At 36.1% G+C, this 13,201-nt stretch carries 7 protein-coding genes and 1 pseudogene; all 8 read right to left on the bottom strand.

Annotated elements, in window-relative coordinates; translation table 11 throughout:
- Window positions 1–18 precede the first annotated feature (18 nt).
- A complete protein-coding gene (locus ACJJVI_RS00055; RefSeq protein ID WP_405349591.1) occupies window positions 19–2,427 on the bottom strand; it encodes a T9SS type B sorting domain-containing protein in 2,409 nt (802 codons plus the stop codon).
- A complete protein-coding gene (locus ACJJVI_RS00050) occupies window positions 2,405–4,888 on the bottom strand; it encodes a PKD domain-containing protein (protein WP_405349588.1) in 2,484 nt (827 codons plus the stop codon). The genes ACJJVI_RS00055 and ACJJVI_RS00050 overlap by 23 nt, the downstream gene beginning before the upstream one ends.
- Before the next feature lie 188 nt (window positions 4,889–5,076).
- The gene (locus ACJJVI_RS00045) at window positions 5,077–5,793 is read right to left on the bottom strand and encodes an SAM-dependent methyltransferase (RefSeq protein ID WP_036578894.1); all 717 of its coding nucleotides are present in this window, start codon (window positions 5,791–5,793) and stop codon (window positions 5,077–5,079) included.
- Between the two features lie 39 nt (window positions 5,794–5,832).
- Window positions 5,833–7,194, bottom strand: a complete 1,362-nt coding sequence (locus tag ACJJVI_RS00040) for an exonuclease domain-containing protein (protein ID WP_405349584.1) — start codon at window positions 7,192–7,194, stop codon at window positions 5,833–5,835.
- Between the two features lie 74 nt (window positions 7,195–7,268).
- Window positions 7,269–9,050, bottom strand: a complete 1,782-nt coding sequence (locus tag ACJJVI_RS00035; protein ID WP_405349581.1) for an AMP-dependent synthetase/ligase — start codon at window positions 9,048–9,050, stop codon at window positions 7,269–7,271.
- Window positions 9,051–9,125: 75 nt separating this feature from the next.
- Window positions 9,126–10,274 (bottom strand): gliding motility-associated C-terminal domain-containing protein, encoded by a 1,149-nt coding sequence (locus tag ACJJVI_RS00030; RefSeq protein WP_405349578.1) that lies wholly within the window; start codon window positions 10,272–10,274, stop codon window positions 9,126–9,128.
- 3 nt (window positions 10,275–10,277) lie between these two features.
- Window positions 10,278–11,558, bottom strand: coding sequence for a hypothetical protein (locus ACJJVI_RS00025; RefSeq protein ID WP_042249810.1), 1,281 nt, complete (start codon window positions 11,556–11,558; stop codon window positions 10,278–10,280).
- Between the two features lie 21 nt (window positions 11,559–11,579).
- Window positions 11,580–13,201: pseudogene (locus ACJJVI_RS00020) on the bottom strand (hypothetical protein); the annotation flags it as partial.

Below are 13,201 nucleotides of genomic sequence, written 5' to 3'. Positions count from 1 at the left end.
TATATATAGATTATTGGGTTATCTCTTCAGGGCAAAGTGTCCTTTAAAGCTACGTCCATCGCTTAGTTCTACTAAATACCAGTAGTCACTAGATGGCATTGGGTTACCATTATATGTTCCATCCCAACCAATTCCTTGTGCATCGATTTGCTTGATCAGTTTTCCATAACGGTCAAAGATGTAAATATTTGCATCTGGAACGGTTTCTATGGCAATTACTTGCCATGTATCGTGGTAACCATCTTGGTTAGGAGTAAAGTATGGTGGTCCACCTATTATTACAGCATCCATAGATACGGTTCCACAACCGTTTTTATCTTTTACATAAATCGTGTAGTATCCAGGATACAGATTGTTGAATCTAGGACTGTCTTGGTATACAAAATCGTCTAGTGAATATTCATAATCACCGCTACCTGTTACGATAGCTGTAAGTTGATTTGTATTTACTTCAAACTGTCCGATGTCGATACGTTCTATCACGGCTACATCAGATTCGATTACCGTGATCGTTGCTGTAGAATCACAACCGTCTGCATTGAAAACAGTCACGTCATAATCACCACCTTGATTAACGGTAATGGTTTGTGTCATTTCTCCTGTAGACCATAAGTAGCTGCTGTATCCTGCACCTGCATCTAGCACTTCATCAATTCCTGCACATATAGTGATAGGTCCTTGATTTGCGATGACTGGTCTAGCAAATACTTCAATTCCAAAAGTAGAAGTATCATAACAATCGGTATTCACATTGTTCTCAATTCTTGCATAAATAGTTTGCGATTGAGATACATTAGTGTATGGGAAAGTAAGTGCATTTGCACCACTGTCTGCATTTGCTTGAGAGGTGTGATAAGTAACTGTAAAGTCTGCCGCAGACTGTCCATTTAAAATATCTACATCTACATTACTGAAATCAAATTCCTCAATTCCGTCATTGCTTACATCATCACAACCACGTTGATCTAATGCTACTCCAGCGGTAGGTTGCTCACTTACTGTAAGAGTAAAGCTAGTGGTATCATAACATTGCGTATTAGTATTACTTTCTATTCTTACATAAACAGTTTCTGGTGTCGTCGTACTACTTGGGTAAGAAGCAGGTAGTGCTGCTGTATTAGCATCAGCATCTGCTTGAGATGGGTGATAAGTAATATTAAAGCTAGCAGCATTTTGTCCGTTAAGTACTTGAGCATCTGCATTAGATAGATCAAAAATTTCTGAACCATCGTTACCAGCATCATCACAGGCAATCATGTTTTGAACAGCATTTGCTGTAGGTGTAGGGCTGATTACAAACTGGAAGCTAGTGGTAGTATAACAGCTGTTGTTATCTCCATTATCTATTCTAGCAAATAGGTTAGGTGTCGTTGTACTTACGGTAAACGGACTTGCTAGTGCAGCGGTATCATTATCAGCATCTGCTTGTGATGCGTGATAAGAAACTACAAAACTAGGATTAGTCTGTCCATTTAGAATTTCAGCATCAAACTGTGCAAGGTTCACATCTTCAACACCATCATTAGATGGATCGTCACAAACAATCACATTTGCTGGTGTACCAGCTATAGGTAATTCATCTACAAAGATGTCAAAGCTTGTGGTGTTGTAACAGTCTGCATTTGCAATAGTTTCAATTCTTACAAAGATGGTATCGTCACCACTATTATAAGGAATTGTCAATGGTGTCGCACCACCTACAGAACCTAAGTCAGCATCTGCTTGAGAGGTGAAGTATTCTATATTAAAGTTAGCTGCTGTTTGAGCTCCTAGAACTTCTACATCTTTAGTAGAAAGATCAAAGTCTTCTAACCCATCATTTGAAGCGTCATCACAGATTCTATATTCAGTTACTGTATTTGCAATCGCTTGTTCATTCAAGATTATATCAAAGGACACTACTGATGCACAAGTCTCATTGTCTGAGTTGTCAATACGAGCATAAACGGTTGTAGTACCTAAGCTTACTTGATAAACAGCTGGTAGTGGACTCGCGTCATTATCAGCATCTACTTGAGAAGCGTGATAGCTTATTACAAAAGTAGTTTGTGTCTGACCATTTAACACATCTGCATCAAATTGAGATAAGGTGATATCTTCTATTCCGTCATTGGTAGTATCGTCACATACGACTAAAGTCATCGGTGCTGCGGCAACTGGGATATCATCTACTACTAAATCAAAGGTTGTTGTTTCATAACAAGAAGCATTAGTTGCATTCTCAATACGTACATACATGGTTTGTCCTGCACTACTATAACTAGGCATTACCGGTGAAGCTCCACCAGCGATACCAGCATCAGCATCGGCTTGTGATACAAAATATAAGACATTAAAATCTGCTGGGTTTTGAGCACCTAATACTTCAATATCTTTTGTAGATAAATCAAATACCTCTGAACCATTATTCACCAGCGATACCAGCATCAGCATCGGCTTGTGATACAAAATATAAGACATTAAAATCTGCTGGGTTTTGAGCACCTAATACTTCAATATCTTTTGTAGATAAATCAAATACCTCTGAACCATTATTGGAAACATCATCACATAAACGATATTCGGTTACCGTATTGGCAACTGGTTGTGCGTCCAAGGTAATCGTGAATGATGAAGTATCATAACAAGGCTCATTACTTGAGTTATCTATACGTACATAAAATGTAGTTGTTCCTACCATACTATGTGGAGAAGTAAGAGCTCCAGTATCTGCATCAGCATCTGCTTGTGTTAAATGGTAAGTGATTACATAGTTTGTATTAGTTTGTGCTAATAAAACGTCAGCATCAAAAGAGGTTAAAGTAACATCTTCAGTGTTATCATTTCCAGTATCACAAAGAGATGAATCAGGAACAACGTTTGCTGTAGGAGTATCAAATACTGAAATATCAAAATCGGTAGTAGAATTACATCCACCTGGATTCATGTCTTCTAATCTTACAAAGATTGTTTCTGGTCCATTTGCTATCGTATTCACATAACTAGCAGGATTAGGGATGTCAGCTGTACCATTCTGGGCATCTGTTAAAGTAGTATGGTAAGTAATGGTGAATTGCGCTGCTGGCAGACCGTTCAATACTTCAGTTTCTACAGAAGTTAAGTCAAAAGTAAAGAAGCCATCATTATCATCATCACAGACTACTAAATCTGCCGGTGCAGTTGCACCAGATCCATTTGCTACAATAACGTCAAAAGAAGTCGTTTCATAACACTCTCTAGAAGCTGCATTAAGATCATTTGTAATTCTAGCATAAATTGTTGTTGTACCTACGTTGAATGTGTAAGGTAGAGCAATGGCACCAGTATTGTTATCTGCGTTGTTTTGAGTCAGGTAATAGGTAACAGCAAAGTTAGGATTAGTTTGCGCACCTATCACTTGTGCAGTTTCTGATGTAGATAAATCTCTATCTTCAGTACCGTCCATGTCAGAATCACATAAGAAAACATTATTTACTGCATTAGCTACTGGGATCTCATAAATACTGATAACATCAACAGCTGTGTTAGAATAGAAGCCACTAGTTACAGTAAGTGTTACCGTATAATCACCAGGAGCTGGGAATGTGTGAACAGGATTAAAGGTATTATCTGTAGTACCATCACCAAAATCCCAATTTACCGTCGCTGTAGCACAAAGACCACTACCACTAGAGTCAAACTGAATAGGAGTCCCATCACAGAAATCTGTTTCTGGATTATTGTTTCCACCACCAGATCCCATGTTAGCATCAGTAGCTAAGAAAGATGGTTCAAAGAAGGAAGTAATAAATGGAGGTAAACCTTCTCTAGATGTTGTTCCTGCTGCAAGGGCAACACCATCATCCACATAATTAGCACCAGTACCTAAAGAGTTAGGATCTCTTATAACTCCTAACCAAGGTAAACAAGTTCTTGCTTGATAAATTTTACCATCTATTCCTAATTGCAAAGCACCACGACCAGATGCTGTACCTGTTACGTTACCTAAAGCAACTGGAGAAGATTGCCATCCTGCTGGACCATTTATATTAAATTGGATGACCTCTCTAACATTAGAAGTTCCACAACCATTACCTGAATCTTGACTATTTGCGTTTAAATATAATAGTTGTGAATTAGGAGAAAATTCAGCACCATAAAATCTATTTGAAGCACTCGAGCCATTAGATAAAGTTACTGGGTTACTAACTACACCAGTAGAATTGTCAAAATCACATAAGAAAGCACTACCAGCACTACCTATAGAAGTATTTGCGATTTTAGATCCATCAGGTGATAATCTAATATAACCTCGGGCATCTGTTAAAGCACTTGTTACAGGAATAGTAGAACTTACTACACGAGCTGGATTGGTATCAATTAGACCACCACCAGCTTGATAAGCAGTGTAAGTCGGATCATCAAATGTTACAATCCAGTATCGATCGCCATTGGCATTAAGTGACGCAGTTACTTTTTCTTGTGTATTTTGTTGAATCTGGATGTTTTTACGACCTGGGACAACATCTCCAAGACCAGCATCTAAATTCATATTTACGATACTATATTGTAAACCTGCACCGGCACTAATTGTAACTACAAAATAAACATTGCTAACTTGTAAATCAGGAATGATAATAGCAGACTGTGCACTACTGGAATTTCCAGATAGGCCAGTACCATTAGGCATAGAAACGTGATTTCTATTCCAAACTGTAGAACCATCAGAGTACATCAAAAGATTACCACACTCATCAGATATTGTTGAACAACCTTCAAATGTGAATAAAGCACCTGATCCGTTACCTAGCGGCACACCAGAATTAAAATCTACACCACCATTATGACCAAAAAACCACCAAGAGGCTTCACCTTGGGCATTTGATAAAAGCGGTAGAATAAATAAAAAAGCGAGTAAAATCTTTTTCATAAGAGTAAGTTTTGAGGTTGGGAAATTAAGTTAATTTTATGAGTTCTATGAACCTATAAATTCATCGTTTAAAGGTATTGTCACTACCTTATTAACATTTTTAATTTTCCCGTTTTTAATCAGTTAGTATTTTATTTGATAGATAGATGTATTAATTGTTAAAAGGTTGCGTCATCGATCTTATTTTTTTAGTTCTTTTTATGAATCATAAAGATAGTAGGCCTTTTGTGCAAATCAGGCACCTGTTTTTTCCATAAATTCACAGACATCGTTTTAATGAATTCTGTAGGTAAAGTAATATCACAAGCGATACAAACCTCAGTACTAGGATGAAGCTGTAATAGTAATTCTTCCATCATTTTATTATTTCGGTATGGCGTTTCTATAAACAATTGTGATTGTTGTTCATTAAAAGAACGACTTTCTAGTTCTTTTATTCTTTTACGTCGCTCCATATTATCTATGGGTAAGTAACCGCAAAATGCAAAATTCTGGCCATTTAGTCCACTAGCCATCACTGCCATTAATATGGAACTAGGACCTACTAGTGGTACGACCTGAATCCCTTTTTGATGAGCTATTTTTATTACATCAGCTCCAGGATCTGCGACTCCTGGTACGCCAGCTTCACTCATTACGCCCATATCATGGCCTTGTAAACATGGTTCTAAAAAACTTGGGATTTCTGATGGGTCCGTATATTTATTTATAGAAAATAGAACGAGTTCTGGCTGTGGTTTTGATGGTACAACACTTTTTATAAATCGACGTGCTGTTTTTTCATTTTCTACCACGTAATGGTTGATGTTTTCTACCACTTTTTTAATAGAAAGAGGTAGTACTTCAAAAGGATTGATATCTCCTAATGTTACAGGAATAAGGTATAATTTTCCTTTATGATCCATGATGATATTTTTCAAATACGCTTTCGCGAAAGCGTAATATTAATACTCTATAATTCTTTTAACTTTCTTATGTCTTAAATAACTTTGTACTATATGCCTCGAATCGAGATTATTTGAAAGTGGAGTAATAACTTTTTTAAGAACTTGTGGATGTGTTACTTGAAATTGTAAGTCAACAAAGCCATAGCCTAAAACGATTCCATCTTCTATCATAATTGCACTGCGCTCTGTAGCCTCGCGACCATTGTCAACGATAATAATATTCTTATTTACAAAACTGTTTTGATCAATAATTTCTTGAACTCTGTTGTTATAAGATTCTTTGTCTTCTTTTCTTATACAAGCACCTAAGCATTTTTCAATAGGATAATTTTCACAACTTGAATCAGTTTTTTCAAGTCCCACCAGTTTCTTGCATAGTTGATTTTCAGAAGCCATTTTTTCTAGAAAGTTCTTACCAGATTTCAAAGAGCTGAAGCTAGTAATGTAGCCCATATCTTTTCCTATATTTTTTACCGTCAGATTTATATAGCCATGATCATCGATAAAAGAATATAGGCCGTGAGAAAAGTTCTTTCTTTTTAATGGTTTATTAAACTTAGGCTTGTTCTTTTTAATTTCAACATTCTCTTTAAGTAATGCGATAAGTTCGTTACCCGTTTTTTCAAATGAGATATCGGTAACAAGTTTCTTGATCTTTTTCTGTTTGGGTTGCGAGCTGGTAAAAAGTTGCGTGATTCTTTTCTTAATATTTTTACTTTTCCCTAAATATATTAATTCATTATCCTGATTATAAAAGTAATAGACACCTGTTGTTGATTCAGATTTCTCTATTAATTTTTTAAGGTTAGGCTCTACTTTTTTACGAGTTTCTGACTTAAGGCTTGTAGAGATAATTGTTTTATCGGTATCCTTTGCCATTAACATTTTAAATAACTTAACTGTAGCAAGTGCGTCACCAGTAGCTCTATGTCTGTCTGTTATAGGTATGCCTAGAGAGCGCGTTAATTTACCGAGACTATAGCTGTCTTCCTCGGGCATTAATTTTTGTGCTAGTTCTACCGTACATAACGTTTGTGTTTGAAATTCATAACCTAGTCGTTCAAACTCTATGCGTAGCATACGGTAGTCAAAGTTTGCATTGTGTGCGACTAACACGGCTCCATCCATTATTTCAATCACACGTTTTGCAACTTCATAAAATTTAGGAGCACGTACTAACATTTTGTTATTAATACCTGTTAGTTTAACAACAAAAGGTTGAATTTCTTTTTCTGGATTTACAAGACTAGCAAATTGATCTACAATTTCATGTCCGTCAAATTTATAGATGGCAATTTCTGTAATGCCTTCTTCATTAAATTTTCCTCCTGTAGTTTCTACATCTACTATTGCGTACAAATGGATATAATGTTTGTGAATTGAAAATAAAAGAGCCGCGCACGTGGCGCAGCTCTATAGTTTATGTTAAGTAATTAGATTTTTGAATTACCATATATAAGGTCATAAAGATCTTTATAACGTGCCTTTATGATACGTCTTTTAAGTTTTAAAGTAGGAGTGAGGTGTCCTTCTTCAATAGTCCATTCTTCTGGAGTCAGTTCAAATTTCTTGATACGTTCCCAGTTTCCAAACTTAGCGTTATAGATATCGATTTCTTTTTGGTATCTATTGATAATACGTTCTTGTGAGCATAAGTCTTTCCAATCGTCATAGACTATTCCTTTACGTTGTGCCCAATCTGCAAGAAATTCAAAGTTGGGTTGTATAAAGGCAGCCGGCATCTTTTCACCTTCACCTACAACCATAATTTGCTCTATGAAACGGCTTTGCTTCATAGTGTTTTCTATTAATTGTGGAGCAATATATTTACCACCAGATGTTTTAAACATCTCTTTTTTACGGTCTGTAATTCTTAGGAAGCCTTCGCTATCTATTTCTCCTATGTCTCCTGTATGAAAGTATCCGTTTTCATCTATAGCCTGTGCCGTTTTTTCAGGATCTTTATAATATCCCATCATGCGCTGTGGACCATTGATAATAATCTCACCATCTTCAGCAATTTGCACATCAGTATTAGGTAATATTTTACCAACGGTACCTATTTTGAATCCACCGTTTCGTAAATCATTTACCGATATTACCGGAGAGGTTTCTGTAAGACCATAACCTTCCATTACAGGAACACCTGCAGCATTAAAAACTCTTGCCAATCGTGGTTGTAAAGCGGCGCTACCACTAGCTATAGCTTTAAGATTACCTCCTAAAGCTTCTTGCCATTTTGAAAAAATCAGTTTTTTAGCTAGACCTAATTTTTTCTCATACCACCAACCGTTTGCACCATAAGGTTCCCATTCTAGACCCAATTCTACAGCCCAGAAGAATAGTTTCTTTTTAATACCAGTTAGATCGGCACCTTTTGCAATTATTTTATCGTACACTTTTTCCAGTAATCGAGGCACAGCACTCATTACTTCTGGTTGTATTTCTTTTAAATTATCAGAAATCGTTTCAATCGACTCTGCAAAGTAAATTCCTGTACCAGTATAGGTATACATATATTGAAGCATGCGCTCATAGATATGACATACTGGTAAAAAGCTTAACGCCTTTGATCTACCTAAATCGATAGGTAATCTAGAAGCACTAGTAATCGCATTGCTAGATATGTTTTTATGAGATAACATTACACCTTTAGGTCTTCCTGTGGTACCAGAGGTGTATATTAGAGTGGCTAAATCGTCTTCTGTGATTGCTGCCATTCTTTTCTCTAGTTCTGCTTGATGATCTTGAGAAGCACCCAATTGTTTTACTTCGTCCCAGTTTTTACAACCTGAGATACTATCAAAACTATAAACTTCAATTAGAGAAGGTACTTGATCTTTAATGCTTAACACTTTGTTTCTTACTTCATCGTCAGAAACAAATACATACTTAGATTCACTGTGATTAAGCACATATTGATAATCTTCTTCAGAAATGGTAGGGTAAACTGGTACATCTTGTGCGCCAGTTTGCATGATACCTATATCTACAATATTCCATTCACTTCTATTAACAGAAGAGATAATAGCAACTTTATCATTAGGTTGTACACCTAGTTCAATTAAACCTCTCGATATCTCGTTTGCTTGATCTATAAAAGATTGGGTGGATGTTTTTTTCCATTCACCGTTATATTTTGTTACCAGCGAATCTTCTCTAGGAAAATTTTTAAGCTGATATAGGGGAAAGTCAAATAATCTTTTTACCTGCATGTTGTCCATTTATATTTAATCTGGCTAAATATAAGGAATAGGGCGGTTATTAAAATGACAATTTTTAAAATTAAATTAACGATTAATGTAAAAATATCCTGCCAAATCTTCTTGTTCTGGTAATTTTAGAACGTAATAATATGTTCCAGCGGCCAATTCTTTATCACTTTTAATGGTTGCATTTGCATTTGCAATACCACCAAAAGAATTGTCATAGTTATCTTTTTGGTATACTAATCGTCCCCATCGATTATATATATAAAGTTGATTTCCAGGTAGGGCTTCAATACCTCGTATAATTAAAGTATCATTTAAACCATCACCATCTGGTGTCATACCGTTATACACTACGATTTCATTTCCTGCTTTAAGGATAGACGCTATAGTATATATTTTATAATCATTGGTGTTAGGTATTCTTGAGGTAATAGTTCCATTGTTTAAATCTCCCGTAGTGCTAGTATTACCTAGGTTTACCCAAATTTTTTGAATATCATCCCATCCCGCAATTCTTAAATCAGTTAGATTGTTGGCCGTTAGGGAAATGTTACTAGAACTAGTCCATGTAAGTGTCAGGTCTAGGTCTTTAAAACCATCAAAGTACCAAAACTCTACTGTAGATATTACATCTAAACTAGGTTGAAAGCTACTGGTGTCAAAAGAGTTTGTAAATGTCGTAGGTACATTAGGATCTTCTTTAAAATAAGCAGCAGCATAGGTAATAGAATTATTGTAATTGTCAATTATAAGCGGTTTTATTTCAAAATCATCGCCGATAGGGAAGCTGAATTCAAAATCACCGTTAAATTGAGCATATCCATCTACATGCTCATTATTACCTTCACCACTATAAATATTATCATTAAGAAATTTGAATTTAACATCAGGATTGATTCTAGGTGTATTAATCCTTCCATTTGTAAAAAATACTTCTTCGTTGATACCTATAGAAGTAAATAGATTGAGATCATCTTCAACATCAACTTCAAAGTTTTCAAAATTCATTTGATTCAACCCACTAAAGCTGAGAGGATTATTTTGATTATAAAAACCAGCAAAGCCTTCATTTTCTACTGAATCACCATCATTAATGACATCAATATGAAAACCTATCTGACCATTATTATGGACTTTTAAATTTCCATTATTTTTAAGTGCTGTTTGTGCTTTCGCGAAAGCGAAAATTAAAAACATACTTATAAAAATGATAGTTCTCTTTTTCATAATCTATTTGTAAGCTGTGAATATTATTAAAAGAGCCTCAGCATTAACATCAGTAGGCTGTACGTTTATTAAAGGATTAGCATTGTTATCTGTGACAACACCATTAGTGTAATTTACAGTTATGTTAAACCCATCTGGAGTAAAAGAGCCAAAAGCTCCTTCAATCTTTCCTAAACTAGATCCATCTTGATTTCCATATCGTACACCGATACAATTGCTACTACTAGCATATCTTGAGTTATCGTTTATGGAGTTTGCATGTCCACCAGAATACATTGCTTGTTGTACTAGCGTTCCATCTGTATTTCTTGCAAAGCCATTCATAGTTCCAAATGAATTGTCGATACCTCTATCGTTGTTACCGACACCATTATCTGAATCGATATTTAAGCTTTCAACGTTTGCATTTGCTATAAATGTAACTTGTGAAGGTTGAAAAGGAATACCTGTTATGGTTACTACTCCTTCTGCAGAGATTATAAATGTACCGGTATAAACTGTAGGTCCGAGATAAGCACCACCATTAGTTCCGACTTCAATTTGATTATCGGCTTCGGTACTTACGATTTGAGCGGTGAAAGGAGTTCCTTCTTCATCAGTGTATGTGATTTCACCAGTGGCTGCTGGGTCTGTAGCTGTTGTAGTATCATCTTGCTCAAATGTTGTTACAGTTTCTAAAATATTAGTAATTGTTCCTGATGCAGCTGTATGAGTAGAGATAGTGTTTCCTGTTGTCACTACTTGTGTAATATCTGAATCTATGTCAGTTAACGGTAAATTGAGAGTTCCTGCATTATCAGTAAGTGCAATATTACCAGCAACTATGGCAAATGTTTGGTTTACTTCATTATTGGAATCTGCATCTGCATCTTGAATATTAATATTTGTATTTCCACCATCCTCTAATGAAATGTTCACTAAACTAAGTGGAGTTGTAACTGTAGATGTAATCACTTGATTATCGGTTCCGTTGATATTCGTTATCGTATTATCTTCTGAAGTATAGGTAAATGTACCATCACCATTATTAACGAGTGAAGTAATAGTTTCATTAACGTCGTTTGTGGTTAATATTTGTGTAAAGCCATTATTTGTATATTCAAATATTCTATTAACATCTGTATTATAGACTAACATTCCTATTTCTAGATCAGCAGTATTGTATAAATTAATTTCGCTTTGTGAAGCTTTCTGAATATTTACGAGCAGCCCAGGATTTGTTGTTTGCGCTTTCGCGAAATAACTCAAACTTAAAAAGCTTACTAAGAGGATATATTTATTCATTTTAGTGATATTATTTTTTTTCTAGTTTGTAAAGAATGATATACAAGAACATTGTCCTGAATTCTGTGTTCCAGCGCCTCCACCAGTTGCTCCACCTGATATAGTTACACTTGGATTAAATGCCGGTAGTGGAGTAGAACTAGAAATTAAATGATTAAAAGTACCGTCACCGTTATCTTCGCTAACAAAGGTAATAGGTACAAGTGTGCCATTAACAGTTGCAGATAAATCTGACGGAAGTGTTGAATATGGCCTATTTGTTATCAATGTTTCCCAAGTAGAACCACCGTTATTACCTGCGTTGAATGCTAACTGAAAATTACCAGCGTCTCCAAAATTATTAAGATTAAAGCCAGTTCCTGGGGTACCTGTCGGTGTTGCTGAGCCTGTAGAAGTTCCTCCACCGCCAGTGCTACCACCATTTCCGAAACCAGGTAAACATATTACACTAAACATAAATTCTGAATTAAAGTCAGCTCTATCGCTTCCTCCATTATCATTATCTCCTACGTTAACTTTAAAACCATCCGATTGTTGATCATAATAGCTAATATTAGGATCATCATTTCCTACACCTAATAAGTCGGTTATCGTAAGTTGAATAACATAGCTAGTTGTTCCTAAATCATTATCAAATGTGATTTGATAATCACCCGTATTAATTAAGCTAGCGGTAGCATTAAAGCCAGCAGCTGCTGTACCAGTGCTTAAAATTTTACCTGCTGCACAAATAGTAGGACCTGCAAGAAAAGCACCACCATCTAATCCAACTTGTATGTTATTGTTAGCGTCACTACTTACAACTTGTGCAGTTGATGGATTTCCAGCTTCATCAGTATAAGTAATCTCTCCTGTTGCGCTGGTGTCATCTTGTACAAATGTCGTAAGCGTCTCAGCAGCATTCGTATCAATCGTAACTGGCGTTCCAGCTTCGTTGGTATACGTAAACGTACCATCGGTGTTATCCACTAGAGTCGTTATGGTTTCTAAGTTCTGAACTAAAGCTGTAAAATCTAATTGAGTTGTCACACCATCTTCATCCGTGTAATCCAGATTCGTATCATCTGCATTCAGCACTAAAGTCGTAAGCGTCTCAGCAGCATTCGTATCAATCGTAACTGGCGTTCCAGCTTCGTTGGTATACGTAAACGTACCATCGGTGTTATCCACTAGGGTAGTGATGGTTTCCAAGTTCTGAACTAAAGCTGTAAAATCTAATTGAGTTGTCACACCATCTTCATCCGTATAATCCAAATTCGTATCATCCGCATTCAGCATTAAAGTCGTAAGCGTCTCAGCAGCATTCGTATCAATAGTAACTGGCGTTCCAGCTTCGTTGGTATAGGTAAACGTACCATCGGTGTTATCCACTAGGGTAGTGATGGTTTCTAAGTTCTGAACTAGATCGGTAAAATCTAATTGAGTCGTTACACCATCTTCATCGGTATAATCCAGATTCGTATCATCCGCATTCAGCACTAAAGTCGTAAGTGTCTCAGCAGCATTCGTATCAATGGTAACTGGCGTTCCAGCTTCGTTGGTATAGGTAAACGTACCATCGGTGTTATCCACTAGGGTAGTGATGGTTTCTAAGTTCTGAACTAAAGCTGTAAAATCTAACTGAGTTGTCACACCATCTTCAT

It is taken from the genome of Nonlabens sp. Asnod3-H03 (genome assembly GCF_045063665.1).
Taxonomy (GTDB): Bacteria; Bacteroidota; Bacteroidia; order Flavobacteriales; family Flavobacteriaceae; genus Nonlabens; species Nonlabens ulvanivorans.
This window is presented reverse-complemented; position numbering and strand designations above follow the sequence as displayed.